Annotated in this window: 30 protein-coding genes, 1 rRNA gene and 1 riboswitch; of the genes, 3 read left to right on the plus strand and 28 right to left on the minus strand. The window is 58.6% G+C overall.

Annotated features, from left to right (window positions below; all coding sequences use genetic code 11):
• Positions 1-46 precede the first annotated feature (46 nt).
• Complete coding sequence (locus tag KVT38_RS27955) at positions 47-250, plus strand: hypothetical protein (RefSeq protein ID WP_306795368.1); 204 nt, start codon at positions 47-49, stop codon at positions 248-250.
• A gap of 206 nt (positions 251-456) precedes the next feature.
• On the opposite strand, the gene KVT38_RS27960 is transcribed toward KVT38_RS27955, so the two are convergent.
• The 16 genes from KVT38_RS27960 to KVT38_RS28035 form a co-directional block, all read right to left on the minus strand.
• Positions 457-1,104, minus strand: a complete 648-nt coding sequence (locus KVT38_RS27960; RefSeq protein WP_217597039.1) for a 50S ribosomal protein L25 — start codon at positions 1,102-1,104, stop codon at positions 457-459.
• Between the two features lie 168 nt (positions 1,105-1,272).
• Positions 1,273-2,229 carry a ribose-phosphate diphosphokinase gene (locus KVT38_RS27965; RefSeq protein WP_217597040.1) on the minus strand — a complete coding sequence of 319 codons (957 nt, stop codon included), beginning with the start codon at positions 2,227-2,229 and terminating at the stop codon, positions 1,273-1,275.
• Positions 2,230-2,335: 106 nt separating this feature from the next.
• Entirely contained in the window at positions 2,336-3,748 is a 1,413-nt protein-coding gene (gene glmU, locus KVT38_RS27970) for a bifunctional UDP-N-acetylglucosamine diphosphorylase/glucosamine-1-phosphate N-acetyltransferase GlmU (RefSeq protein WP_217597041.1), read from the minus strand.
• A 160-nt stretch (positions 3,749-3,908) separates the two neighbouring features.
• Positions 3,909-4,196, minus strand: coding sequence for a septation regulator SpoVG (gene spoVG / locus KVT38_RS27975; protein ID WP_067781204.1), 288 nt, complete (start codon positions 4,194-4,196; stop codon positions 3,909-3,911).
• A 215-nt stretch (positions 4,197-4,411) separates the two neighbouring features.
• On the minus strand, positions 4,412-4,594 hold the full coding sequence (locus KVT38_RS27980) for a hypothetical protein (RefSeq protein ID WP_217597042.1): 183 nt from the start codon (positions 4,592-4,594) through the stop codon (positions 4,412-4,414).
• Between the two features lie 64 nt (positions 4,595-4,658).
• Positions 4,659-5,570 carry a helix-turn-helix transcriptional regulator gene (locus tag KVT38_RS27985; RefSeq protein WP_217597043.1) on the minus strand — a complete coding sequence of 304 codons (912 nt, stop codon included), beginning with the start codon at positions 5,568-5,570 and terminating at the stop codon, positions 4,659-4,661.
• 190 nt (positions 5,571-5,760) lie between these two features.
• Entirely contained in the window at positions 5,761-6,600 is an 840-nt protein-coding gene (gene purR / locus KVT38_RS27990) for a pur operon repressor (protein ID WP_217597044.1), read from the minus strand.
• Between the two features lie 125 nt (positions 6,601-6,725).
• A complete protein-coding gene (ispE, locus tag KVT38_RS27995; protein ID WP_217597045.1) occupies positions 6,726-7,583 on the minus strand; it encodes a 4-(cytidine 5'-diphospho)-2-C-methyl-D-erythritol kinase in 858 nt (285 codons plus the stop codon).
• A 188-nt stretch (positions 7,584-7,771) separates the two neighbouring features.
• Positions 7,772-7,957: a small, acid-soluble spore protein, alpha/beta type gene (locus tag KVT38_RS28000; RefSeq protein ID WP_217597046.1), complete on the minus strand. Its 186-nt coding sequence runs from the start codon at positions 7,955-7,957 to the stop codon at positions 7,772-7,774.
• Between the two features lie 147 nt (positions 7,958-8,104).
• Positions 8,105-8,377: a biofilm formation stimulator Veg gene (gene veg, locus KVT38_RS28005; protein ID WP_217597047.1), complete on the minus strand. Its 273-nt coding sequence runs from the start codon at positions 8,375-8,377 to the stop codon at positions 8,105-8,107.
• A gap of 152 nt (positions 8,378-8,529) precedes the next feature.
• Complete coding sequence (gene yabG / locus KVT38_RS28010) at positions 8,530-9,414, minus strand: sporulation peptidase YabG (protein WP_217597048.1); 885 nt, start codon at positions 9,412-9,414, stop codon at positions 8,530-8,532.
• A gap of 127 nt (positions 9,415-9,541) precedes the next feature.
• A complete protein-coding gene (gene rsmA, locus KVT38_RS28015) occupies positions 9,542-10,450 on the minus strand; it encodes a 16S rRNA (adenine(1518)-N(6)/adenine(1519)-N(6))-dimethyltransferase RsmA (RefSeq protein WP_254639623.1) in 909 nt (302 codons plus the stop codon).
• Positions 10,447-11,055, minus strand: a complete 609-nt coding sequence (locus KVT38_RS28020) for a ribonuclease M5 (protein WP_217597064.1) — start codon at positions 11,053-11,055, stop codon at positions 10,447-10,449. Before KVT38_RS28020 ends, rsmA begins: the two co-directional genes overlap by 4 nt.
• A 327-nt stretch (positions 11,056-11,382) precedes the next feature.
• On the minus strand, positions 11,383-12,534 hold the full coding sequence (locus KVT38_RS28025) for a resuscitation-promoting factor (protein WP_217597049.1): 1,152 nt from the start codon (positions 12,532-12,534) through the stop codon (positions 11,383-11,385).
• A gap of 313 nt (positions 12,535-12,847) precedes the next feature.
• Positions 12,848-13,060, minus strand: a riboswitch (cyclic di-AMP (ydaO/yuaA leader).
• Positions 13,061-13,213: 153 nt separating this feature from the next.
• Positions 13,214-14,011: a TatD family hydrolase gene (locus tag KVT38_RS28030; RefSeq protein ID WP_217597050.1), complete on the minus strand. Its 798-nt coding sequence runs from the start codon at positions 14,009-14,011 to the stop codon at positions 13,214-13,216.
• Between the two features lie 69 nt (positions 14,012-14,080).
• On the minus strand, positions 14,081-15,373 hold the full coding sequence (locus KVT38_RS28035) for an HD domain-containing protein (protein ID WP_217597051.1): 1,293 nt from the start codon (positions 15,371-15,373) through the stop codon (positions 14,081-14,083).
• 318 nt (positions 15,374-15,691) lie between these two features.
• Between KVT38_RS28035 and KVT38_RS28040 the strand changes: the two genes are divergently transcribed.
• Positions 15,692-15,940, plus strand: coding sequence for an AbrB/MazE/SpoVT family DNA-binding domain-containing protein (locus tag KVT38_RS28040; protein WP_067781230.1), 249 nt, complete (start codon positions 15,692-15,694; stop codon positions 15,938-15,940).
• 90 nt (positions 15,941-16,030) lie between these two features.
• Here the strand turns inward: KVT38_RS28040 and rsmI are convergent, their stop codons facing one another.
• The 11 genes from rsmI to KVT38_RS28095 form a co-directional block, all read right to left on the minus strand.
• Entirely contained in the window at positions 16,031-17,002 is a 972-nt protein-coding gene (rsmI, locus tag KVT38_RS28045) for a 16S rRNA (cytidine(1402)-2'-O)-methyltransferase (RefSeq protein ID WP_217597052.1), read from the minus strand.
• 3 nt (positions 17,003-17,005) lie between these two features.
• Entirely contained in the window at positions 17,006-17,818 is an 813-nt protein-coding gene (locus KVT38_RS28050; protein ID WP_254639624.1) for a tRNA1(Val) (adenine(37)-N6)-methyltransferase, read from the minus strand.
• A 221-nt stretch (positions 17,819-18,039) separates the two neighbouring features.
• Entirely contained in the window at positions 18,040-18,423 is a 384-nt protein-coding gene (locus KVT38_RS28055; RefSeq protein WP_483298197.1) for an initiation-control protein YabA, read from the minus strand.
• A gap of 55 nt (positions 18,424-18,478) precedes the next feature.
• The gene (locus tag KVT38_RS28060) at positions 18,479-19,279 is read right to left on the minus strand and encodes a PSP1 domain-containing protein (RefSeq protein ID WP_217597054.1); all 801 of its coding nucleotides are present in this window, start codon (positions 19,277-19,279) and stop codon (positions 18,479-18,481) included.
• A gap of 42 nt (positions 19,280-19,321) precedes the next feature.
• On the minus strand, positions 19,322-20,305 hold the full coding sequence (gene holB, locus KVT38_RS28065) for a DNA polymerase III subunit delta' (RefSeq protein WP_217597055.1): 984 nt from the start codon (positions 20,303-20,305) through the stop codon (positions 19,322-19,324).
• A 56-nt stretch (positions 20,306-20,361) separates the two neighbouring features.
• Positions 20,362-20,805: a YaaR family protein gene (locus tag KVT38_RS28070; RefSeq protein WP_217597056.1), complete on the minus strand. Its 444-nt coding sequence runs from the start codon at positions 20,803-20,805 to the stop codon at positions 20,362-20,364.
• Positions 20,806-20,838: 33 nt separating this feature from the next.
• Entirely contained in the window at positions 20,839-21,168 is a 330-nt protein-coding gene (locus KVT38_RS28075; protein ID WP_067781248.1) for a cyclic-di-AMP receptor, read from the minus strand.
• 143 nt (positions 21,169-21,311) lie between these two features.
• Positions 21,312-21,950, minus strand: a complete 639-nt coding sequence (tmk, locus tag KVT38_RS28080; protein ID WP_217597057.1) for a dTMP kinase — start codon at positions 21,948-21,950, stop codon at positions 21,312-21,314.
• Positions 21,951-21,996: 46 nt separating this feature from the next.
• Positions 21,997-23,601: a glycan biosynthesis hexose transferase WsfD gene (gene wsfD / locus KVT38_RS28085; protein ID WP_217597058.1), complete on the minus strand. Its 1,605-nt coding sequence runs from the start codon at positions 23,599-23,601 to the stop codon at positions 21,997-21,999.
• Positions 23,598-25,085, minus strand: a complete 1,488-nt coding sequence (locus tag KVT38_RS28090) for an aminotransferase class I/II-fold pyridoxal phosphate-dependent enzyme (RefSeq protein ID WP_254639625.1) — start codon at positions 25,083-25,085, stop codon at positions 23,598-23,600. Before KVT38_RS28090 ends, wsfD begins: the two co-directional genes overlap by 4 nt.
• A gap of 140 nt (positions 25,086-25,225) precedes the next feature.
• Complete coding sequence (locus KVT38_RS28095; protein ID WP_217597059.1) at positions 25,226-25,411, minus strand: sigma factor G inhibitor Gin; 186 nt, start codon at positions 25,409-25,411, stop codon at positions 25,226-25,228.
• A 157-nt stretch (positions 25,412-25,568) separates the two neighbouring features.
• On the opposite strand from KVT38_RS28095, the gene KVT38_RS28100 reads away from it, so the two are divergent.
• Entirely contained in the window at positions 25,569-26,096 is a 528-nt protein-coding gene (locus tag KVT38_RS28100; protein WP_217597060.1) for a transposase, read from the plus strand.
• Positions 26,097-26,209: 113 nt separating this feature from the next.
• On the opposite strand, the gene rrf is transcribed toward KVT38_RS28100, so the two are convergent.
• A 5S ribosomal RNA gene (gene rrf, locus KVT38_RS28105) occupies positions 26,210-26,326 on the minus strand.
• Between the last annotated feature and the right edge of the window lie 250 nt (positions 26,327-26,576).

Raw genomic sequence — 26,576 nt, forward strand, 5'->3', positions numbered from 1 at the left:
TGTCATCTAGATTACATAGCACAAACGCCAGGGGTGGTGATGACAAATGATGTACATCAACGGCCAGACCTTGTCCCATGACAGGCACTTCGCGGACCATATCGTAGCGGAGGTGCCCGTGCAGATCTACAGAGACAAGGAGCACAGCGACATCGGGTTCATCGAATATTATGGCAAAGAATTCGTGAAGGTCAACAACAACGTGTATTGCCGCAAGTCGTTTACGTTCATCTCGAGACCCGGATACTGATCGCTCTTCATGCAGAGAGCCGTCCGTCCCAAGGGACAGGCGGCTCTTTGTTTTTAATTTATCCACAACCCATCCACAATCCTGTGTAAAAAGATGTCGGTTCTTGCGCTTGAAATCCCTTATAAAATAAGAAGCGCCGCGGCTATCCACAGCCTGGCGCTTCTTGTTCACATATGTGGATAAGTGTGTGTAACCTTGGGACAAAATTATGCGTCCGTCTCCACGGCTTGCGCGGCATCGTGCTGCTTCGCATTTTCCGTGGCTGCGTCGGCCGAGGCGTCCGCCTCTTCCGCGGAGATGTCCTTCTGCGGCGCGAGTACGGCGATGACCACGGTCTCCTCGTCCTGCAGCGGCTTGACGCCCGCCGGGAACGTGAGCTGGCCGATCGTCAGGTTCTCGCCGAAGCCGAGAGACGAGATGTCCGCCGTGACGGATTCCGGCAGGTCGCGGGCGACGCACTCCACTTCGATCTCGTGAAGCACGACGGTCAGCAAGCCGCCTTCCTTCTCGCCCGGGCTCGTGCCCGTCACTTCGACGCGCACCGGCGCCTTGATCTTCTCGTTGAGGTTGATCTGGTGAAAGTCGACATGCAGCACCTGACCGCTCAGCTTATCCCGCTGCACATCCGTTAACAGGACGGACTGGCTGCCGCTGCCCGGCACTTCGAGCTGAAGCACCGCATGCGCATGTCCGCGCATCAGCGAAGCGATCTCTTTGCCGTCGAGCGCGATGGGGCTCGGGGCCGCCAGCCCTTTGCCATACACGACGCCGGGTACCCGGCCTTGTATTCGTAGCTGCCTGAGCGCGCCCTTCGTGGAGCGCTGGCGCGATTCCGCACGCAATGTCGTCGTCATTCCGATTCCTCCCGATTGCTCAAGATTAGAAGACATGCATTTATTTTACCCGCTGGGAGGAGGGGCTAAACAAAATAGGTACCGTGACGGGACTAACGCAAAGAAGGCCGCGCTATCTCCATGGAGACGGCGCGACCCTCAGGCGGGCGTAGCGGCAATTCAAACGAATCAGGCGTGCGGCTCGAACAGCTTGCTGATGGACTGCTGCTCGTGGATGCGCACGATCGCTTCGCCGAGCAGCGGGGCGACCGACAGCACGCGCATCTTGGTCGAGGCGCCCGGCGTGCGGAGCGGGATCGTGTCGGTCACCGTCACTTCGGTGATCGGCGATGCTTCCAGCCGTTCCATGGCTTGTCCGGACAGCACGGCATGCGTGCAGCAGGCGTAGATCTCGCGTGCCCCCGCTTCCTTGAGCGCCTGGGCCGCCAGGCAAATTGTGCCGGCCGTGTCGATGATGTCGTCGATCAGGATCGCCGTACGTCCGGAGACGTCGCCGATGATGTTCATGACCTCGACGACATTGGGCTCCGGACGGCGCTTGTCGATGATGGCGAGCGGGGCCTGGAGCTCGTCCGCCAGCCGGCGCGCCCGAACGACGCCGCCGTGATCGGGGGAGACGACGACGGGCGCGATCAGTCCCTTGCTCTGGAAGTAATCGCCGAGGATCGGGACGCCGAGCAGATGATCGACCGGGATGTCGAAGGAGCCCTGACTCTGCATGGCGTGCAGATCCATGGCGATGACGCGGTGCGCGCCCGCCGTCTCGATCAGATTGGCAACCAGCTTCGCGGTGATCGGGTCGCGCGAGCGCGCCTTGCGATCCTGGCGTCCGTAGCCGTAGTAAGGGATGACGACGTTGATCGTCTTGGCAGAGGCGCGCTTCAGCGCGTCGACCATGACGAGCAGCTCCATCAGATGCTCGTTGACCGGCCAGGACGTCGATTGGACGACGTACACGTCCGCGCCGCGCACGCTCTCGTTCAGCCGGATGTGGATCTCTCCGTCGCTGAACCGGGTGACCTTCACGTCGCCGAGCGGCACGCTGATATGCCTGGCGATCGCTTCCGCCAGGCGAGGATTCGAGCTGCAGGAAAATAGCTTCAGAGTGTTGTCAGGGTAGCTCATAAGCGCCTCGCTTTCGGTGAGGTCGACGGGCGCCCCGCCCGCGCTGGGGCGCTGGCGGCGCGCGTCGCCGTCCGTTTAAATCTGTCCCCGCCCGCTATTTGCAGGCCTATTCGCCGTCCTTGCGCTTCGCGGCGGCTTCCTTCTTCGACTTGGCCCTTGCGCGAAGCTTATCCGCATAGCCTTCCTTGTTCACCTGGCGCGCGCGCGCGAGCGCGACGCTGCCGCCCGGCACATCGTTCGTGACGGTCGAGCCCGCGACCACGTAAGCGCCGTCGCCGATGGTCACCGTGGCGATCAGGTTGGAATTGCTGCCGATAAAGGCGTCGTCGCCGATGACGGTCTTCGATTTATTATACCCGTCGTAGTTGGCGGTAATCGTGCCGCAGCCGATGTTGGTGCCGCTGCCGACGACCGCGTCGCCCACGTAGCTTAAGTGCGGCACCTTGCTGCCCGCGCCAATCTCGGCGTTCTTGATCTCGACGAAGTCGCCGATCTTGACCTTGTCCGCAAGCTTCGTACCCGGCCGCAGATAGGCGAACGGACCTACGGCGCAGCCCGCGCCGAGCTCCGCCGACTCCGCCACCGACTGGCGGATCGTCGTGCCGTCTCCGACCGTCGTGTCGGTCAGATCTGCCGACGGTCCGATAACGCAGTCTTCGCCGATGACCGTGCCGCCCCGAAGGAACGTGCCCGGGTACAGCACGGTGTCCGCGCCGATCGTCACGCCAGCCTCGATGTAGGTGCCGGCCGGATCCACGATCGTCACGCCGTTCGTCATGTGGCGACGCGCGATGCGCTCCCGCATGAGCCGCTCCGCCTCGGACAGCGCGATGCGGTCGTTGACGCCGATCGACTCGGCCGGGTCCGCCGCGACAGAAGCGGAGATGCGCTCGCCGCGCGCTTGGAGGATGCCGATCACGTCAGTGAGATAGTACTCGCCTTGGGCGTTTTCATTGGTAACGCTGGCGAGCGCCTCGAACAGCTTCAAGTTGTCGAAGCAATAGGTGCCGGTGTTGATCTCCCGGATCGCCGCCTGCTCCGGCGTGCAGTCCTTCTGCTCCACGATGCGGTGTACGCTGCCGTCTTCGCCGCGGACGATGCGTCCGTAGCCGGCAGGCTGCTCAAGCTCGGCGGTCAGAATGGTGGCCGCAGCCCCTTCGGCCGCATGCAGCGCGATCAGCGCCTCCAGCGTCTCCGAACTGACGAGCGGCGTGTCGCCGCACACGACGATCGTCACGCCGTCCGAGTCGCCGATCGCCGGCGCGGCCTGAAGCACCGCATGACCGGTGCCGAGTTGCTGCTGCTGCAGCGCATACTCGACCGAATCGCCCAGCGTCCGCTGAACCGCTTCCGCGCCGTGGCCGACGACGACGACGGCGCGCTCGCAGCCGATGCCGCGCACCGCATCCAGCACATGCTCAACCATCGGCTTGCCGCATACGGGATGCAGCACTTTATATAATTTGGATTTCATCCGTTTGCCTTGTCCGGCAGCCAGAATCACGGCCATTCTCGTCATATCGGGCGAATGCCTCCTTTTCCCGCTTCCCGCGCGCACGGTCTTTTTCACTTGTGATCATAGCTTATTACAAAGCAAATGAAAAGAGAGCCGTCTCCGGCTCTCGCGATGGTACTGCGTATTCTCGGCGTCTATCGTCGCTTAAGCGCGAACACAAGCACTACGCACCTTCGACCAGCACCTCTTCTTCCTCCACGGCGGCGCGCTCGTACTCGGCGAGTACGGCGGATTGGATCTTCTCCCGCGTGCCCGAAGAGATGGGATGAGCGATATCTCGGAATTCTCCGTCGGGCGTACGTTTGCTCGGCATTGCAACGAACATGCCGTTGTTGCCGTCGATCACGCGAATATCATGGACGACGAACTCGTTGTCGATCGTGATAGACGCGATAGCCTTCATTCGCCCCTCGGAATTAACGCGGCGGAGTCTGACATCTGTAATTTGCACTTGTGTTCACCACCTTTGCCCCATCAGAAGACTTGGTGTAATATTCCACAAAATCGCGCGGATTCCTTCTTAAATCTGGTAAAACTAGTCCAATATTTTAAATAATTTTTCAATCCCGGATATGGTCGACATCGTACGCCGCCATAGGCTTTATTTCGACAAAAACTCCGTTTTCCCGCGGCGCCGGGCCATCGGAAAACGGAGTCCCAAATCCTTTAAAGCAGCCTTCCCAGCGCAGCGATCAGCAGGTGAACTCCATCTCGCGAAGCGGCCTTCGCCGAACGCCTTGCAGATTGCCCGGCAGCCCATTTCCAGGCTTCCCGATTCACCACTTCGATCTTGCGCCGATGCTCGCGAACCTGCTCCTCCAGCATGTGGTGATGGTAGATCATCGTCATGGCCATACTCCTCTCACAGGAACGTATGTGCCTATTATAAAAAAAGAAATATGACAGCTGTCTGTCATACTTCTTCATACCGCGCGCGCAAATTCGCAAGCTTGGCGCGCAGTTCTTCCCTGAGCCACTCGGGCTCTTCAATATACGCGCTGCCTCCATAGCCGAGCACCCGCGCGATGAGCCAATCCGAATCGATCGGATTGACGATCCGCACGATCAGCTCTCCGTCCGGCTCAAAGCTTCTTTCCTCCGCATAGAAGCAGTCCAGCGCCGCCGCTACGGCATCGGGCGAGAACCGAATGACCGCCCCCGTCATATCCCGGTCGCGGGGCAGCCCCTCTCCGACGTTCAGCTCCGTCAGCGCATGCTCGCGAAGCACCGGCTCCTGCGTCAGGCTCAAATCCGTTATCCTCGACAGCTTAAAAACCCGATAATCCGCGCGTGTCCGGCAGTAGCCGTGCAAATACCAGGCGTAATATTTGAAGTGCAGCGTCACGGGCTCCACCAAGCGTTCGATACGATCGTTCTTCGCATTGACATAGCGGAAACGGACGACGCGACGCGATATGATCGCCTTGCGCAGCTCGTGCAGCTGCTCGTTGTTCATTCGCCAGCTGCCCAAATCCAGCGTAAGGCTCGGCACCCGCTCGGAGGACTGAACGGTACGCAGCCGATCGAGCGTCCGCTCCGCGCGGGGGTCCCCGAACACGGTCGTCGTGCAATTAAGCAGCGTGATGAGGCTGTTCACGTCATCGGGGCCAAGAAGGCTCCGGTCCATTTTATACGCCTCGATGATGCCGAACCCGCCGTTCGAGCCCTGGTACGAGACGACCGGAATGCCTGCCGCGCAGAGCGCCTCGATATCGCGGTATATCGTCCGCTGCGATACTTGATGCTGCGCGGCGAGCTCCGCCGCCGACACAACCTCCTGATTCAGCAATGCGTATGTAATCGAAAGGAGCCTTTCCAGCTTCATGCCTATCACCGCCAAGGGAACATATGGTCCCCTCATTATACGGCGGATTTGTCATTCAGGCGATGCTTTGTCCCGTAAATAAGCGGATGGTCCTAACGCCGGTCGGCCGGCGAGTCAAAGAACGGCAAAAAACCGCCGGCTTCGTACGCAAAGCCGACGGTCTTCTATGGTACGTAATCGATTCCCCCGTTCAAGCATCTGATCGCGGCTGAAAAAAATTGCCCGGCTGCACCGCGATATGTCTCGTCTTCAAATCGACTTCGGTAAGTCGCGCCAGAGAAATATAATCGTGCAGCAGACGCTCCTCGTTGTCCACCTCGCCAGATTCGACCAGCACGCCGACGCCGGCCACGATCGCCCGGAATTCGCTGAGCAGGTCGACCATGCCCTGGATCGTTCCGCCCGCCTTCATGAAGTCGTCGATGATAAGGACGCGCGACTGCTCCTTGAGCGCGCGGCGCGCGAGCGACATCGTCTGAATGCGCTTGTTCGAGCCGGAGACGTAGTTGATGCTGACGACGGAGCCCTCCGTCACCTTGTGGTCGCGTCTGACGATGACGACGGGAACGTTCAGGTACTGAGACGCGGCGTGCGCGAGCGGAATGCCCTTCGTCTCCACCGTCATGATGACGTCGATGTCGCGGTCCGCGAACGCGGTGGCGAACATGCGGCCGAGATCCTGCAGAAGCCCCGGCTGTCCCAGCAGGTCGGTCATATATAAATATCCGCCGGGCAGCAGACGATCCGGCTGCTCCAGCATGCTGCATACTTCTTCGACCTTGCGGAGCGCCTGGTCCTTGCGGCACTTCGGGATGAAGCGCACCCCGCCGGCTGCGCCGGCCAGCGTATGAAGCTCGCCGATCCCTTCGTCCTCGAACACTTCCTTGATGATCGCAAGATCCTCGCTGATCGAGGACTTCGCGGACTGGTAGCGCTCGGCGAATGCTGTCAGCGATACTAACGTGTGGGGGCGATCCAGCAGATATTGCGTCATTTCTACGAGCCGCGCACTGCGCTTCAACTTTTTCATTTGATCCACCCCGTCCAAAACCGAATAATTTAACGTTATCATAACACTTTTATCCGGTTTTGGGCAAGGTGACAAAAGGCCGATGGCAAGCTTCCTCACACCTGTTGGAGATGGCGACCTTGTCCCTAGGTGAGCATGCGGACGACGTAAACTTCTTTGCAAAAGCCGCGCAGTCCGTTGTAAATACGGGCAAGCTTCGACGCCTTGGACACCAGTCCGAAGACGGTCGGTCCGCTCCCGGACATGAGCACTCCGTCCGCGCCCAGACGCGTCATCACTTCCTTGATCTGCCTCACTTCCGGGTAATGGGACAGCGTTACCTTCTCGAGCACGTTGCCGAGCGCGGCGCACATCCGCTCGAAGGATCCTTCGCGCAGCGCCTCAAGCATGTCCGGCACGGAAGGATGCGTCCCGACCTCGTTCACCCGGAACCGTCCGTACACGTCCGCAGTCGAAACGTTGATGGGCGGCTTGGCCAGCACGACCCAACACTGCGGCGGGCTGTCCAGGCTCTCGAGGCGTTCGCCGCGCCCGGTCGCCAGCGCCGTGCCACCCCGCACGCAAAAGGGCACGTCCGAGCCCAGCTCGGCGCCAAGCGCTTCAAGCTCCGGCACGCCGAGGTTCAGATCCCAGAGCCGATTGAGTCCGCGCAGCGCCGCAGCGGCATCGCTGCTGCCGCCCGCCAGCCCGGCCGCTACGGGGATCTGCTTGTCCAAATAAATATATACGCCCTTTTTGACGCCGTATCGCTGCTTTAGCAGCTTGGCCGCCTGAAAGGCCAAATTTTTCTCGTCAAGCGGGATAAATCCGGCTTGGCTGGCCAGCACGATCTGATCGCGCTGCAGCTCCTCCAGCGTCAGCCGATCGGCGAGATCCACCATCGTCATGACCATTTCCACTTCGTGATAGCCGTCTTCCCGCTTGCGCAGCACGTCGAGCACCAGGTTGATTTTCGCCGGCGCCTTCTCGTATATTTTCGTCATATGCCCACCTGCCAGACCTTCTGCTTCGCCTGATTCCTGTCGCTCCAAAGCTTAACATATTATAACAAACCCCTGCCCGAATTGCGATTTGGGAGACAATGGCGCAAGACATGCAAAAAACCGGGGATGCCCCCGGCGGCTTCTTCGTCACGCGATATGCCGATCCGGCGGCGATCGCCGGCGCCCGATCAGTCCTGCTTGCGCGCCAGCGACTGTTCGGCGAGCTGGATCGCCCGCTTGACCATGTTGCCGGCGTCTTTGGTGCTGATGGCGCCCCAGCCTTCGCGCTCGACCTTGCCGTAGAAGCCCAAGTCCTTGGCGAGCTCAGTCTTGAACGATTCGGTCATCGTCCGTCCTCTGCGCCTGCGGCTCATGCTGACACCTCCCCCTTTTGGCTATGACGACGCTGCGCGGCGAGCTGCGCCGTCGTCACCGGTTAGGGTGTCCCCAAGCCGTCCCGCAAATGCAAAACAGGCAGCCGAGCCTGTAACGGCGCGACTGCCTTAACGATCCCCAAAAGCTCAGTGCTGCAATTCGATGCGGACCTGACCTTGTTCACTGCACAGCATGACTTCGACGGACTCGGTTAGAATGTCGGCATAGCTGTACGAGACACGCTTGAACGCATTCTGCTCCTGATCCAATTTGACGATGAACACCGACGGGTAAATTTCTTCGAGAACTCCCGTGCGTTCGATGGTTTTACGGCGGCCACCGTTGGCGCGGAGCATGATCTTGGATCCGATATGCGGCTCCAAGCTTCGTTTGATATCCAGAAGCGCGTTCTTGGACATGTCCACTACCACCTCTTTCCCTGTAAATTATACCTAAGTACAGGGGAGGTGTCAAGTGGTTAAATATTATATCAGCGGACGAGATTTATTGTCAATAATGTTTTGACAATATCATTTTATTTTTAAGCAAAATGAGTCTGTGGAAATAGGATTCAGCCAAATTCTGCGGCCGGTATCGTCGGGACGATGTTGGTCGGCTTGATGTTCGGAAGTCCGATCCGATATTTTCCCAACGATTCCACGCCGCCGACGCCCCGCATGCCGCTGATCGTGTTGGAGATGACGTCGGGCAGGTCGATCGTCTCCCTGAACGGCGTAAAGGCCGCGCGGACGGCGACGTAGACCGGATCGAGCGCGTGAATCATGATGCGTGCCGGCGAGCTGGCGAAGTTCGCGCCGGCGGACATCAGCGCTTCGAAGTGCGACTGGCAGGCGCCGGCGACGACGATGAGGGAGTCCCTGCTCTTGTCGTAGCTGCGCGCGGTCCGGACCGCCTGAAGGAAGTTGCCCGTGTTTTTATAGCTCGACAGCTGCTCGTAGTCGGTTCTGTTCTTGTAGACGCCGTCGTGACCCGTGATCACGACGATATCGGGCATCACCTTCGGCAGCAGGTCGGCTACCGCCGCGGCCATCTGCGATTCGTGGCAGTGCACGCCTTCGGCGGGAATGCGCAGCTGCCGGTATACGGCCATGCTCTTTTTCAAATAATTGACGTCGCCGTCCAGATGGAGCACCTTGCCCGGCATCTCGAAGTACGGTTTGCGCTGCCCGCCCGGCGCCTCTTCCTTCATTCCCTCCCGGACGTGAGCGCGCTCCTCTTGCATCCGTCTCACCGATTCGCTGGCCTGCACGCGGGCCGTCCGGGGGCCGCGCAGCTCGTCCGGGTTCCGTACCTGCTCGAGGTCTCCGACAGGCGCGTCCGCGAGCAGCCGATAATCCGTTCCCCGCAGCACAGCCGTATTCTGCAGCAAGGCCGCGATTCGGAACAATAAATCGCCGCCGTACGATTTGCGGACGACCAAGTCCCCTAGCTTCATGGGCGAATCACCTCTTCGTCTATCCTATGGAGGCGCAAGCCCGATGGTGCACGACCGATGTATGACCGCAGTGCACGACGCGAACGCAAGCAAGGGTCCCCGCCGCTATGGCAGGGACCCTCGCGTTTTATTCGATCATGCCGGCGGCAGCCAGCGCTTCGGACAGCGTCGCGAACTCCAGGAGCGACAGCGTCTCGCCGCGGCGCTCGGGCTTCACGCCGCACGACTCGAGCAAGCCGGCGAGCTCGCTCTTGCGGTCCTTGCCGACGAGCGCGGCCAGGTTGTTGTGCAGCGTCTTGCGCCGCTGCGTGAAGGCGGCATGCACGACGCGGAAAAATCGCGCCTCGTCGGACACCTCGACCGGCGGCGCTTCTCGCTTGGTGAGCCGGATGACGGCGGAGTCGACGTTCGGCGCGGGGATGAAGGCGCCGGACGGCACGACGCAGACGATGTCGGGCACGCAGTAATACTGGACGGCAATGCTAAGCGTGCCGTAATCCTTGCCTCCGGGCTTCGCCGCCATCCGTTCGGCCACTTCCTTCTGCACCATGACGACGATCCGGTCGAGAGGCAGCTTCTGCTCCAGCAGCGTCATGACGATCGGCGTCGTCACGTAGTACGGCAGGTTCGCGACGACGCTCACCTCGCTGCAGCCGGCGAACCGGTCCGCCCACAGCTTCGCCAGGTCGGTCTTCAGCACGTCGCCGTGTACGACGGATACGTGCGGATAGGGCGAGAGCACCTCTTCAAGGATCGGGATAAGCCGGTTGTCGATCTCGACCGCGGCGACCTTGCCCGCTTCCTGCGCGAGCCGCTCCGTGAGCGCGCCGATGCCCGGCCCGATCTCCAGTGCCCCTTTGTCCTTGTTCAGCGCCGCCGCATCCACGATCTTGTCCAATATATTTTTGTCGATCAGAAAGTTCTGACCCAGACTTTTCTTAAACGTAAACCCGTGCTTGCGGATAATATCCTTCGTCCGCGTCGGCGTCGCGATGTCCATGGCGCCCATAGCCGTTCCGCCGGCTTGCTTCGTCATTCGCCTACTCCCTCTCTCGTCAGCTGCCTCAGCGCATCGGCGAACTCCGCCCGCGTGATGCGGAACATCCCGAGCCGCTTGTAGAACTGCTTGCCGTTGGCATAACCGATGCCCAGCAACTCGCCCATGCGCTCCCTGCGGCTCGCGGCGGCCGGATGCACAATGAGCCCCGCATCGATCAGATCCGTCCAGGCGATCTCCGGCTCGCCCGCACCTGAACCCGACCCCGGCACAGCGGCCGGCTGCGCGATCGCCGCCTCGGCATCCACGTCAGATACGCTGCCGGCAGATGCGCGAACGCGAGCCAGCGCCGCGCGGATCGCCTCGGGGCTCGCGTGCTCGACGCCGATCCCGTCCTTGCCGCGCGCATCCGCCTTCGCCAGGAACGCGTGGCTGCAGCCGGGCACTCTCGCTTCGATGATTTTGCGAATCTTCTCGCCCGGCACGTCGGGATCCGTAAAAATAATGACGCCCCGCCGCTCGCGAGCCAGCTCGATACGGCGTAGCACCTTCTCGTCGATCGCCGAGCCGCCCGTCTCGATCGTATCCGCGTCGACCGCCCTGCGAATCGCCACAGTATCCTCCTTGCCTTCCACGACGATCATCTGCGCTATTCTAGCCAGGCCGATGCCGTTCACCCCGCTCGCTTCCGCATGCTTCCATGCGCGTTCTGCTTTTCGCCGTCTGCTCTACGCCGTTCGTTCTATGCCGCTCGTTTAATACCTTTCGTTCAATATCGTTCCCGCACATTCCGTTCGCGTCGTTCATTATGCTTTATTATAGCCCACATCCCGGAAATGACAAAGGGAAGGGGGATAAGCCCCTTCCCGGAATGCGGCGACCCGACCAGGCCGCCGCCAAAAAAACTTGCCGCTCCGACATAAATCAGACACAAACGCGATAATAGCGGGTAATGATAACTAAGAAGCTGATCAGTCGGCCGACGGTTTGACCGGACCTATCACGTACACGGTATGTCCGCGTTTTTTGCCGAACTTATTCGCATACCTCTCGCTGTCATAGTACACGTCGATTTTTTTGCCGTTGATTGCGCTGCCGGTGTCTTCCGCGCGGCGGAAGCCGATGCCCTCAATGTAGACCCACCAGCCTAAAGGAATAACGTCGGGATCGACGGCGATCGTGCGACCCTCGGATACCCGGGTGCCGGAAGCGGTGATGCCATAGCCGGCGTCGCCGACATCCTTGCCCGTCGAAGCCGGACCCGCCGTATACGCGGTTAACGTGACGCCGGACAGGACGCTTTTTACTTTCACGGATTTGCCGTTCAACTGGAGCGTCTTCGCAGCGCCCTCCTTCTTGTTGAAGGCAAGCGATACGACGGCCGCTTTTTTCTTCGCGCCGACGGCTACGACCTGTTGGACGATCGGCTGATCCAGCGATTTGTAGATCAACTGCTCGTCGACGAGCTTGCCGTCTTCGTAGACGCGTTCGAATTTTTTAACGAGCAGGCCTTGCTTGCCCGTCCGAACGACCTTCGACTTGCCGACGAGCAGGTTCTGGTCCGCGGTCTTGATGACCTTGTAAGCCATCGGATGCTCAGTCGTGACGACCTCGCGCTTGACGCGAACGATCTTCACTTGCAGACCCTCGTTAATCTTCGTCGTGAGGGCCGGTGTCACCTTGTCTTCGGCGGATAGCGTGATGCCTTCGTCTCTGAGCAGGTCGCCGACCGTCTGGACAGTTGTATATTTGGTCTCTTTCTTCCCGTCTGCGACGAGCTGAATGCTCATTGCTCGATCGATGACGACTCGCGTGCCGTCCTCTACCGAGGACGTGAGCGCTGCCGACAACCGATCGTTTGGACCGACCGTGATGCCCGCTTCCTTAAGCAAAGCGGAGACATCGGAAGTACGGGTTTGGATGACGGTAGATTTCCCGCCGTCCACGACGGTCACGCTCTTGGCGGACGCGCCGTGCAGCAGCATGATGAGACAGATGGTAAGAGCAAAGGACAAGATTGCGCTCAAGAGGATCAAACGCAGATGCTCATGCAACCATCGCGCTGCGGTAAGCTTGCCGGTCGGTCGTGGATCATGGGTCCCTTGGAGGGGAATTGCACCCATTTTCTCGTTCCTCCTTCATAGCCTCGCCGTCGACTGTTTTACATGATATTCGTCTGACGCGACTATCCATTTGTGATAACGGCGCCGGAAGCTTCGTGTGGAGCGGCTTGCACACGAGCGAATTTGCGCCGCCTTGCCCAGCTGTATAGGCCTGTCATGCGCCTGCCGATCAATCCCTTGCGCGCTTCCGACGAGCGATTCTGCCTGCGCTTTGCGCCGAATGGGTGAATTCGGGCATAAAAAAAGCCTGCGACAGAGGGCCTGGTCGTGGCTTCCGCTCAACTGGACGAGGGACGATGGGGCGGCACGAGTTTGCCTCTCTCTACTACGCTTGCGAGGTTAGCTGCCGGGTTCGGGCGTCGAGAGTGTGCCCTAAGCGATCAAGCGGTCGGCCGTCAGCCGGACGGCGCCCGTCGTTCGCCATTCACCCCAAGATTGCTCGGCCGCTCGGACATCGGCAAGCGCCGATATCGTCTGCGTCGGGTCCCCCGCTCTCCCTGGTTGGGAGATTAAGCGCACTGGAAAAGGAATGTCATATTCGGACTTCTGGATTAGATAATAACCTGCATGCCCCGAAGGTGTAAAGAACGTGCAAAGAGCGAATTTCAACGTTTTAAGGCAAATAGAAGCCATTTTTCAGGATTTCCAGAGCAAAAGCTAGTTTTATCTTAGAAAATATTTATTTTTCTTCGATTGTTGGCGCTTTTTCTCCGAGTCGGAAACAGACACGCGCATTTCTCTCCGTAATTTCTTCTATTTTTTCCCTAGAAAGGCCTGTGATTTCCGCCGCAGAATCGGCTACGAATTGCACGTAAGACGACTCGTTTCGCTTGCCTCGATAGGGGTGGGGGGTAAGGTATGGAGCGTCGGTTTCGATCAACAATCGATCCAAGGGGACACGCGCCAACACCTCTTTGGGAACGCGCGCATTTTTGAAAGTGACCGGGCCGCCGAAGGAGATATAAAAGTTCATGTCCAGGCATTGTTTGGCCGTCTCCCAGCTGCCGGAGTAGCAGTGCATGATGCCCCCGACCTCGGCCGCGCCTTCTTCGCGAAGGATGCGGACGACATCTTCATGCGCATCCCGGTTGTGGATGACGATCGGCTTGCCGAGCCTTTTCGCCAATTGGATCTGCTCGCGGAACACGACATGCTGGATGTCCTTGGGCGAAGTGTCCCAATAATAGTCGAGACCGATCTCGCCGATCGCCACGACCTTCGGATGGCTGCACAGCGATTCAATCCAGGCGAGGTCCTCCTGCAATCGCATGTCGACGGCGTCCGTCGGGTGCCAGCCTACGGCCGCGTAGATGAAATCGTATTTTTCGGCCAGCGCGATCGTTGTTGGAATCGTCTCCCGGTTAAAGCCGATGTTCACGATGGCGCCGACGCCCGCTTCCCTGGCGCGCGCGATCACTTCTTCCCTGTCGTTGTCGAACTTCGTTGAATCCAGATGAGCGTGCGTATCGAATAACATGTGGCGGCAATACTCCTTTTCGGCGAATCGAATGGTTTGGATGTGCGGTTAAAGGAGAGATACGGGGATTTATAAACCCAGCAGCTCTCGAATCTCGGGCTTCAGGCGATCGATATGAGGGAGCACCAGATCTTCGGGATAGTAGATATAATATTTGCCGGTATGAAGTCCCGCGATCGAACGGACGATATCGCTTTTGAGGGAAATCTCGGTCAACCGGTCTTTGTCGTCCAGCACGAGGACAGGCGTCTTTTCCTTAGGTTCCGGATCCGGAGACCCCGGCTTGTAGACGTCGTACGGCAGGTTCGTCGGCGTGTCCATCTGCAGATGGTAATCGGGATGAAGGCCGATCTCCTCCCACGCTTGACGCAGCTTGGCCTCCAGTGTTTCGTGCGAAACTTCGAGGGGTACATACTTGTACAACCGGCGGTTTAAAAACCGTTTACATAAGTCTGCCAATATGTCGTCCGCTTCATCCGACCATTGGCCGAACGCGGTTTGCACCATCGCTTCGTCGAGCGCCAGATAATCCCGGAGTCCGATCGTGCCGTTCAATAACTGCGCTAGCGGCGGCAGCAGGAACTTGAACGCATAGCCTCCCCGGTACAATTCGCGTGCCCTCATAAAAATTTGCCTCAATACGATATCCGAACTACGCGTCACGGGATGGAAGTAAATCTGCCAATACATTTGATATCTCGACATCAAATAGTCCTCTACGGCATGCATCCCGCTCTCCTTCACTACGATCCGTCCCCGATAAGGACGCAGCACGCGCAAGATCCGATCGAGATCGAACGTGCCGTAGTTCACGCCGGTAAAGTAAGCATCCCTGAGCAAATAATCCATACGGTCCGCATCCATCTGGCTCGACACCAGACTCACGACGATCGGCTTGTCGTAGGTCTTGCAGATGACGGCGGCGACCCGTTGGGGGAAGTCCTCGCTTACTTCCTTTAATACCTGATTGATCTCGGTATCTCCGAGTATGATCGCGCACGACCATTCTTCGTGATCCGTATCGAACACTTGTTCGATAGCGTGTGAAAACGGACCGTGTCCGACATCATGCAGCAAAGAAGCGCATAAACTGACCATTTTTTCCTCTTGCGGCCAGTCCTGGTATCCGTTACGCTCAAATTGACTGATAATTCTTCGCGTGATATCGTATACGCCCAGCGAATGGGAGAACCGACTGTGCTCTGCTCCATGGAAAGTCAGGTACGAAGTGCCCAGCTGGCGTATGCGCCTCAATCGTTGGAACTCGGCGGTGTTGATGAGCTTCCAGATCGTCGCATCCTGCACGTAGATGGACTGGTGAACGGGGTCCTTGAATACTTTTTCCTCCCGAAGACGGTACATGCTCGATCACCTCGTTGGTATGGGCTTCACATTCGACAAACGTTTGTGATTATGTCGAATAGTGTCATCCACTAATTTTAAGGATAATATCCCGTTTTTTACCTCAATTGCGGGTAGAATGGGGCAAATCTGTGGAAGTTAGCGGGTTTTCAGCTAAATTTCAGCTAAAGTTGGCGCTATTTCTGGTTGACTTATTTGGGAATCGTTGGTACGATAGAGTACGGAAAAGAAAGAATTTTGTCGAATGATGGCGAATATGCGGAGATTCTCCGGCAGTTCGTTTAATCCTATTTTACGCGAATGAGGGAGGATTTCCAAATGTTGAAGTCGACGGGTATTGTACGGAAAGTAGATGAACTGGGTCGGGTGGTCATTCCGATCGAGCTGCGCAGAACGTTGGGTATCGGGGAGAAGGATGCGCTGGAAATCTATGTGGACGGCGAGCGCATCATGCTGAAGAAGTACGAACCGGCTTGTATTTTCTGCGGCAACGCGGACAACGTGATTTATTTTAAAGGAAAAATCGTTTGCAGAGAATGCTTGAAGGATTTGCCTGCAACTGTGTGACAAATTAGAGAATTTCGTTTATAATGGAAGAAGCACTTACCAACATCGTTATTTCTAACCTTTTTATATCTCCTTGCACCCCTCCCGGACTTAGTCCGCGGAGGGGTCTTTTTCTTCATCGAGCAGCTTCTGGTAAACCTCTCTGCGGGACAAGCCCAGGTCTCGCGCCGCGAGCCGCATCGCTTCCTTGCGGTTGTCTCCGTTCTGCGCTTCGTATCGGGCGACATGCTGGGTCATCGTGAGCCCCGACCACCAGGCTTCGCCGGCATCTGCAGCCAAAGCGGCGGATGCGTCCGCGCCTTCAATGACCAGGCAGCATTCGCCTAGCGGCGGGTGCGCGTCGATATATTGCAGGCAGGCTTCGGCCGTGCCTCGCACGATTTCCTCGTGTTTTTTCGTCAGCTCGCGCACGATCGCCATCCGCCTGCCCTGCCAACGCTCGGCGACCGCTTCTACGGTTTTTTTGAGCCGATGCGGAGACTCGTACAACAGGAGCGTGGCCTCTTCCCGATCGAGGCGGGAGAGGAAAGCGTCGAGGCCCTTGCGGTCGCGCGGCGGGAATCCGGCGAACAAGAACCGTTCCGTCGGCAGACCGGACACGATGAGCGAGGAGAGCGCGGCGTTCGCGCCGGGGATCGGGACGACCGGTATGCCTGCGGCCGCTGCAGCGGCTGCGAGATCGGCGCCTGGATCCGAGATGGCGGGCATGCCCGCATCGCTGACGAGGGCGATCGTGCTCCCCTCGGCCAGCAGCCTGACCAGCTCCGGCCCGCTCGCCCGCTTGTTGTGCTCATGGTAGCTGACCAGACGCGTCGAGATGTCGAAGTGCGTGAGCAGCTTGCGCGTCTGACGCGTATCTTCGGCGGCGATGATATCGGCTTCCTTCAGCATGCGCACGGCGCGGGACGTCATATCCTCCAGGGTGCCGATCGGCGTCGCGACCAGATAGAGCGTGCCCGGTCCGTCAGGCGCACGAGTGCCGAAGCTTTTCTGCACTTGCGCCTCCAAGCTGCCGGCGAGCGGCTGCTGCGGGCTTGCCTGCTTTTCGCGTTTCTCCTTCATCGTTCAATCCCCCGCCCCTTCGCTCGCATCCGTGCCGTTTAGTTCCTTTTTGCGCCCGTAAAATACGTCCAGCAGCTCCCCCGTGTAGGTGCGGCCTTCTCCTTCATATACAATCAGCGGCGGGAGCAGCCGGAGCTCCGGACGTCCGCCCAGGCTGGCCTCGATCAACACCATGTTCGCTTCCGCATCCGCACGCGAATGTACGAAGCGCATCCGCTTCGGCTCGAGCCGGTACCGCTGCATGGCGGCCATGATCTCCGCCAGCCGGGACGGGCGGTGCACCATGGAGACGCGCCCGCCCTCGCGAACGCTACGTGCCGAAGCCGATACGACATCCTCCAGCGTGCATCCGATCTCGTGGCGGGCGAGCGCCTGATGCAGATTGCCCTTGTGCTCTCCGGAGCCTACGGGCTTGTACGGTGGATTCACCGTGACCGCATCGTAGGCTTCGCCGCCTTGCAGGGCGGGCAGCGTCTTCAGATCCGCTTCCCGAATGGCGATCCGCGACTGCAGCTCGTTGTAGGCGACGCTCCGTCTCGCCATGTCCGCGAGCCGCGGCTGCAGCTCGACCCCTTCGATCGCCGCGTCGGTTCGCGTCGCGAGCAGCAGCGGGATCACGCCGTTTCCCGTGCACAGATCGAGGATTCGCCCTCTCTTCGGAATGCCCGCGAATCTGGCGAGGAGAACGGCGTCCAACGAGAAGCTGAACACCTCTTTGCTCTGTATGATTTTGTACGCGTGCGTCAGGAGGTCGTCCAGCCGTTCGCCTTCCAGCAACGGCGGCTTTCCAAGCACGATGTTATCGTTTTCATTCAACGCTCAACGCACCGTCCCGAAATTTTTTCTTCTATTATATATGCGTCATTTCGTACCACTTTTGTATACCGGTTTTTGACACCGCAGCACGTCTCTAAGCTTACTCGATTTGGGGATGCAATGCCAGCATTCGGAGGGCCGGATAGGTGGCTGAACGAGCGACTGCAAAAAAAAGCCGGCTCCCCCGGATTGGAGAGTCGGCCGTACGTAGTGAAGATCACCTAAGGCTTGCTAAGAAACGAGAGACAGAACAAGCAATCGCCTTCCATCCGCAAATGTCCGTAATAGACATTGCAAATATGGAAGCCCTCATGGTACAGCCGGGCCAGATTGTCGTAGCCTTCGCCAATGGACGACCCGGCCGCGGTCTCGGCTTGCTCCTGCTGACGGGTATCGGCCGGTTCCTCCGATACGTCGACCGCAGGTTCTGCCGCGAATTCAATGTTCTCTCGCTTGAAGATGTTGCGCAGCTGCTGGTTCTCGATGCGCAGCCGCTGGTTTTCCTCGACCAATTCCTTCATCTTGAGCTTCAGCGCGCCGAATTCCGTATGGAGGCCGCCTAGCTTCGCCTCGAGTTCATCCACGCCTAAGTATATATCCTTCATGGGCAAGCTCCACCTTAAAGCCAGGTTGTGTCGGTGACGATAGGTGCTGCTGGAATTACTTTACGACGACTTCTTCGAAAGGAAGCTCTTTGACCTTGCCGACCTCGAACAGCTGCACGTGAACGCTGCGGCTGCCCGCATTGAGCCCGACGACCTTGCCGTCGCCGAACGAGGTGACGACGATCTTGCCGACGGCCGGCATCTCTTCCTTGGCGCTCTCATAGTTGTCGTGCTCGAACTTGAGGCAGCACATGAGGCGGCCGCACAAGCCGGAGATCTTGGTCGGGTTCAGCGACAGATTCTGGTCCTTGGCCATCTTGATCGAGACCGGCTCGAAGTCCCCCAGCCAGGAAGAGCAGCAGAGCACGCGGCCGCAAGGACCGATGCCGCCCAGCATCTTGGCTTCGTCGCGAACCCCGATCTGACGGAGCTCGATACGGGTCCGGAATACGCCGGCCAGGTCCTTCACCAGCTCCCGGAAGTCGACGCGCCCTTCGGCCGTGAAGTAGAAAATGATCTTGTTGCGGTCAAACGTGTATTCGACGTCCACCAGCTTCATGCGGAGCTGATGGTCCTTGATTTTCTGTAATCCGATGGAAAAAGCGTTTTTAGCCGCGTTCCGGTTTTCCTCGACTGCATGCGCATCGCTGTCCGCAGCGACGCGTATAACCCTCTTGAGCGGAAGGACGACGTCGGCTTCGCCGACGGTCTTCGGTCCGATGACGACCGTGCCGTATTCGACGCCCCGCGCAGTCTCGACGATGACATGCTGGTCCTTGGCTACCGGATGTTCGGCAGGGTCAAAGTAATAGACCTTGCCCGCCTTCTTAAAGCGGACGCCGACAACCTCGTACAAAACTACCCCTCCCGTACGCCGCCGCAGACGCTCCGATGCGGTCTAACCCGCCGTCTGCGCGGACGTCACTAGAAATTGCTCGAAAGCAAGCTGCGGCTGCACGTTCGCCTTGATGCGGCGGACGGCGGACAGCGCCGCTTCCATCGACCGGGTCCAGGCATGGACGCTTCGGGTCCAGGCCTGCTTGGAGAGCCACTCCGCTTGATCGGGAAAGACGAGCCTCTCCTCGCGGCCGGTCATGACGTAAATCATATCTCTATACCATAAAGCAAACAGTTGCAGCAAAATGTCGGTATGCTCGGACAGATCCGTCTTAAACACCTGGGTCTGCGCGGTTAGCAGCACGCCAGGGAACCGGGACGGGATCTCCCTGCCTAATTGTATCACTACGTTTCGGATTTCTGCAAACCAATTCTCCGCCGCCAGCGCCCGCGCGGCTTCGTACCCCGCGGACAAATGCACGACCGATTTGGCGATCAGAGGCGGCGTGCCTTCCTGCACGAGCAGCGCCTCCATCGCCTTCGGATCGCCCGGTGTGAACGGCACGAGCTGCGTACGCGATACGATCGTGGGCAGCATCGCCTGCTCGCTCGGCGCGATCAGGATGGCCACGACGGGAGACGGCGGCTCCTCCAGAAACTTGAGCAGGCTGTTGGCCGCCTGGGTCGTCATCGTCTCCGCCGCCTCGATCACGTAAATCTTGCGCTGCGAGCCCGCGCTGCGATACGACAGCTCCCGCTGCAGCTCGCGGATCTGGTCGATCTTCACCGTTTGGCCGTCCGGGACGATCCGGTGAAGATCGGGATGGTTGCCGTGTTCGACCTTGCGGCACGTCAGGCATTCGCCGCAGGCGTCTTCGCCGCCGCGTTCGCATAGCAGCGTCATCGCGAAGGCTTGCGCCATCGCGCTCCTTCCCGATCCTTGCGGACCCGCGAACAAATAAGCGTGAGCGATCTTGCCGCTGCGGAGCATGCCCTGAAGGAGCCTCTTGGCCCGATCCTGGCCCGGTACCGATGCGATCGCCATGACGCTGTACCCTCTCTCGTTGATGGACTGAATTTATAGCAACGGCTTGCGCGCCGTCAGAATACCAGGTTGATCAGAAGTCCCCGAATCTCGCCGACCTTTTGCAGGAGCTCCAGCCGGCCTTCTTCGCTGCCGAGCAGCTCCTCGCCCATGGCGACGAGCATCGAATCGACTTCCTCCAATATTTTGTACCGTTTGCCGCGCCCGCGCCGGTCCCAGCCCTTCGTCTCCTTCAGAGCGATGCCGCGCTTGAGCGTATCTTCAAGGAAGCCCTTGACCATCATCCGGTACAGCTTCAGCTCGCGGACGGTCATCGAACGCATGAGCCGGTCGCCTTGCAGGCGAATGTCCTCCAGCTTGCGCTGCAGCTCCTCCTGGGAGCGTCCCTCTTCGTTCTGCTGCATCAGATCGCCGAAGTTCGGCATCTCGCGCGGACGGGCGTTCGTATCCGCACGTGGAATCTTATTGTTTGGGGGAAAATAACCCGGCTGGATCTTCATCCCGCTTCACATCCCGCCTGATAGTTAGAAGTGTTAGAAATGTTCGAATCGTTCGACCGGAACGACGAAGACGGCTGCGCCGCCCACCTGCACCTCGACCGGAAATGGAATATAGGAGTCGGCTGCGCCGCTGACCGGAGAGACAGGGGTAACCAATTGGTCGCGCACTTTGCAGTTGGCACGGATGACGTCGAGCACCTGCTGCACCCGTTCGTCCTCGATCCCGATCAGGAACGTCGTATTCCCGGCTTTGAGAAAGCCTCCGGTACTAGCGAGCTTCGTCGCGCGGAATCCTTCCTTGATGAGCGCATTGGAGAGCCTGTTGCTATCCTTGTCTTGTGCTACGGCGATGACCAGCTTCATCCATCATTCCTCCCAATTCAATGTAATATGAGCTTCTCTTTATAAAATTTGACGTTGCAGCTTCAAATCCTGCCCCGCGCCGCATTTTTGCAAGCGCTATCTTCGGTTAAGCATGCGTGAAGATGCGCTTTGCCGCTACTATCCTATTCACTGCGATCCAGAAAGCGATCCAGGACGCCGGCAACCGCCGCGAATACGTCCTCGACAGCCGGGTTGGCATCGACCCGCACGATCCGGTCCGGGTAACGCGCCAGCGCCTTCAGATAGCCCTCGCGCACGCGATGGTGAAAGGCCATAGACTCCAGATCCAGACGATTGATCTCCCGGTCGCCGTGCGCGTGAATGCGCTCGATGCCGACTTCGGGATCGACGTCCAGATAGATCGTCAGATCGGGGAAGACGCCTTCGATCGCGAATGCGTTGATCGACATCACCTCGTCGATGCCGAGTCCCCTGGCGAATCCCTGGTAGGCCAGGCTGCTGTCGACAAAGCGATCGCATAAGATCGTCTTACCCTGTTCGAGGGTAGGAACAATCTTCTCTACGAAATGCTGCCTGCGGGCCGCCGCATAAAGGAGCGCCTCCGTGCGGCCGTCCATGGCGGTATTGCCGTTGTCCAGCACGATCGCGCGGATCTGCTCCGCGATGGCGATGCCGCCGGGCTCGCGCGTCGCCACGACCGTCAGGCCCTTCTCGCGCAAGTAATCGAGCATCATCACCGCGATCGTCGATTTTCCCGCGCCTTCGTTGCCTTCTATCGTAATGAAATGGCCTCTCGTCATCCTGCGAATGCTCCGATTCTGTGTACTAGGCAGACTTTCAAAGCGTCTACTCTTCTCTATTATAGCCTGAAACCTTCCCGGGTTGAACGATTATCGTCGAATGCCTGCGATTCCCGCTCTTCGCGGCCAGCGCCCCGATGCCCCACAGCAATCCGTAAACGGCGGCGGCAAGCGCGCTGGCTGCCATAATATCGAAGCATACGTTAAACATAAAGAGGTGCTTGCCGAGATCCGCTTCGCCGTCTCCCATGAGCGACACGGTCACGGCCATCGCGCCCGAAGCCCCGATGACGGCCAGCGTCTCCGCCAGCAGCCTTGCGCCTGGGCGGCCGGCGCTTCTGCTTCTCAACCACCAAGCGGCGAGCAGCGCATAATAGACGACGTAGCACGCGGCAAACCATGCCAGCGTATTCGGCATGTGACGATGCTTCCATTCGCTCCAGGCGCTGAATGCGTACGAAAGCTCGCTGCGCTCCCGTCCCGCGGACTGACTGTAATTTCCCAGGTAATAGGGCCTCACGGACGTCCCGTTCTCCGCCGCCTTCTCCAGCTTGCTCACGAATCGCTCTGGATGCCGTGCGTAGTATAAGGCAATGTCGCGGTGCGACAGCCGGTCCAACACTTCTTTTCGAAGCGTCGGGTCGCTCTGGGGGACAATTGTGTCCTTCTGAAAATAATTCGTGCCCGCCAATCCTGCGTATTTGTCCGGAATGCCCAGCTCGCGCATATCCCGCTTGAGGTCGGGCGTATCCTTGAGCGCGCCGAAGAAGATCGACTGGTACAGGTTGATATGCCTGAGCTGATCCGGCGCCAGCGCCATCATAAGGACGGCCGACAGCGCCAGGATGCCGGCTCCGACTCTTGCGCGCAAACGCCAGCCTTTATCGGGACGGAGCGAGACCATGCGCCAAGCCAGAAGGGCCAATAGGAAGCCGATAGGCGCATTTTGGATTTTGGACGTCGCCAAGGCGACCCCGGCGCCTACGAACAATGCCAGCAGCCATGCTGAAGGCGGGCGAACCGTCTGCTGCGGCTCGTCGTTTGGTTTCTTGGCGCTTTGGAGATTCGGATCGACCCGCGACGCGATCGCGACCGCTGCGCCTAATGCCAGCATCGTAGCGACGAGGGCATAAGGCTCCCCGAAGAAGGATTGATAATAAGCGGTATAGCCGACGTCGCAAAAGATAACGATGCCGATGGCCGCTACAAGGGCAGCAGCCGCACCTGTTAGGTACTTGCCGCGCATTCTCGGTGCATAGCGCACGAGCAGCCATAAAGCCGCGAGCATAAGCACCATATAGCAGAAGCCAAGCACGCGAATATCGAAGGTTTGCGAATCGATGATTCTCCCGATTCCTCCTGCGATGGCCACAAGCAGTACATGCGTGGATACGTAGCCGCCTGAAGTAAAGCCGCCGTAATGGTAAAACTGATGAGCATAGCCGAAGTAACGATCCGCATACGATTCCTGCGCATCCGCATAGGCAATGCCCGCAGCGCCCATGACGCGATTGAAGTCCCCGTTGTCCGCCACGCCGATGACAGGCGGTACGAACAACAGGTACACGATAATAGCCGCTGCAGTGCCTAGGGCGATCCAAGCCGCTATGATACGCGAATCTACTCTTTTGCGGGATGCTTCGTCGTTCATATGTTATCCCCTTCCGTCAGGACTCGAATGGTCGTTAACGTATCGTCCGCCGCTCCCTGGAATCGCGCTCCGGCAGCCGCCAGGCGTTGTAGCGCTTCGATAGTGGCTTCCGATATGGGTTCTCCCGGGTACAAGAGGGGGATGCCCGGCGGATAGGGGATGATCCATTCGCCGCAGATGCGCCCGGCTGCGGCTTCCAGAGGCACGACGGACGTACGTGGCGTTCGTCTCCGGATCGCAACGGGCTCCGAGATGTGATCGTGTGTGATCGAGGTTGGCGAGATTTTCGGGAAAATAGGCGTCTCGACTTTTTCATTGTGAGAGTTGTCCGCCCTTTCGGCATCCAGCTCTTCGGCGATCTGTTTTAACGCTTGCAGCAAGACCGCCGCATCTTCTTTTCTCGTGCCGGGTCCGAGCGCCAACACCGCATGTTTCGCATCGGCCATCTCCGCGACGCAGCCCTGCTCCTCAAGCTTCGCCTGCAGCTCGAATCCGGTCAGTCTCTCGTTTTGATCCTTGATGGATAGCTTCAACGGATCGGCCGCATCGATCGCTTCCATAGACAGTCCGGCAAGCGCTTCTCGTATCTCTCTTGCAACCGCAAGCGCTGGCTCGAACAGAGCGGGCCCTTGCATCTGAATATCTCTCCGAGCCAGATCGAGCGAAGCCAGGAGCGGATAAGACGGACTCGAGCTCTGCACCATGCGAAGCGCCTGGCTTATGGGCGGCCGGTACACAAGATCGCCTTGCATATGGAGCATGGCGCTCATCGTGAGCGAGCTCAACATTTTATGCGTCGATTGAACGACGACATCCGCGCCCGCTTGAAGGGCGCTGCGGGGAAAGGCCGGATGCAGCCCGAAGTGCGCACCGTGCGCTTCATCGACCAATACCGGTATTCTGCCTGCATGTGCAGCTTCAATCAAAGACGCGAGATCTGCGGTCATTCCATAATAGTTGGGACTGCATAAGATAAGGGCTTTAGCCTCCCGATATTTCTCGACCGCTCGTCTGACAGTCTCTAAGCTAGGCGCTATAGCGATACCTGAATGAACATCCGATTCCGGCGTCAAAAAAACACATTGGGCACCCGCAAGCGCAAGGCCATGAATAATGGATTTGTGCACGTTGCGCTGCACCAGCACGAGATCGCCCGGATCGCAAATCCCAAGTATCATGGCCAAATTGCCTGCGGTGCTGCCGCCAACCAGAAAACGCGTCTCCTCCGCGCCAAAGCAAGCCGCCGCCAGATCCTGCGCCAGTGCAATCGCGCCGTTCGGGTCATGGAGATCATCCGTATCCGATAGCTCGGTGACGTCGATGCCCATCAACATGCCGAAGTCAGCCGCTGCTCCCCCCTGTTGTTCGACGACACTACGCTGCTTATGCCCGGGAACATGGAAAGGCGTCAACCCTTTTTGCGCATGGCTGACAAGCATTTCGAATATAGGCGCTTGCTCAGGTTTTACCGATCGCATGGTCATTCATTCCTCTTTGGTATCATAAAATTTTACATAAACACCATTATATCAGATCCAGCGTGTGATCCCCAAAAACACAAAAAAGCGCCGTCACCATCCGGCACTTTTTCGTATTGTGCGCCTCAGCTCATCACAGCCCGCCGTCAGCCTTCCGTATGCACCCACAATTGCTTCAACTGCTGAACAAAGTACGGATAACGTTGGTCTTCGACCGGCGTATTCACCATTTCCGACTCGCACGAATGACAAATGAATGAACGCATAATCCGAATGCCTTCCCGATCGCTTTGTCCGCATACGATGCAGGTTTTGCTATCTTCTTCATGCATGGCATTCCCGCCTTTGTTGGCTTATTACGATTAGTATGCCTCATACTCTATGAAAATATACCTCTTGCTAGCGCGCTGCAGCCAACAATTTAATAATAATCGCATTTCGAGCCGATAGTAACTACAGAAGCTTTAGAGCCGTTCAAGGAGATTCTCTATGAAAATGCCCGAGCCTACGCGCGAGGCCACCATCTATCATTATAAGCTCATACGCAAGATCCCGATGCGACCGGAAACTAAATACAGCTATATGACTACCGCGCTGTTAGGCGCAGGGTTCGTCACGGGCTTCTATGCCTGGAAGGGGCTCGAGTGCATGGCCGTCGGCCTGATCCTCATGATACTTATCCATGCGGTCGTCCTCCGCATCACCCTGCGCCGAGTAGATGCCGCCGCAGGCAAGCGCTGGAGCTTCCGGATCGACTGGCCGTGGATCGGCCCTCTGCCCGTGATGGACACAAGCCTCGGCCTTTTCCGCCGCCTACACTTCCATTTGACGTTGGTCGGTTGCTGCGCCTCCGCGCTGCTCTATCCATGGGCGCATCCGGCTCTTGTCATTTCCCTGGTGTACTGGCATTTCTGGCTGCTCTCGCCCCGTCTCACGTTGCTGATGCGCATGCGCAAGGAGCGCGGCAATGGCGTCATTCGCTTGTCCGATACGGAAGTTTCCTATTATCATATTTAAATGGTGCGGCGGACCATGGGGTCCGCTTTTTTTCTCACATCGCCGCCGTCACCGTTCGCAAAACACAACGAAAAACCACCCTCCGAAGAAGGTGGTTTTTGTTGCTACTCTTAGCCTGGCGACGTCCTACTCTCCCAGGACCCTGCGGTCCAAGTACCATTGGCGCTGGAGGGCTTAACGGTCGTGTTCGAGATGGGTACGCGTGGGACCCCTCCGCCATTGCCACCAGACCTATTGCGCAGCAAAGCGCGCAAACGGTGCAGCCTATTAAAGGCGTAACCTACTGTTTGGCGTGTGCCAATCAGCTTTGCAGCTTACAGAGCTTGCGCCCTGAAAACCGGATGCGAAACGAAGATGCGCTAGAAATTCTCTTGCCTGTGCGGCTTGCCGTGGTTTGCTTCAAAAGCAAACCGTAGGATAAGCCCTCGACCGATTAGTACTCGTCAGCTGCACATGTTGCCATGCTTCCACCCCGAGCCT

The organism is Cohnella sp. GbtcB17, from assembly GCF_019091135.1.
In the GTDB taxonomy this organism is placed as follows: Bacteria; Bacillota; Bacilli; order Paenibacillales; family Paenibacillaceae; genus Cohnella.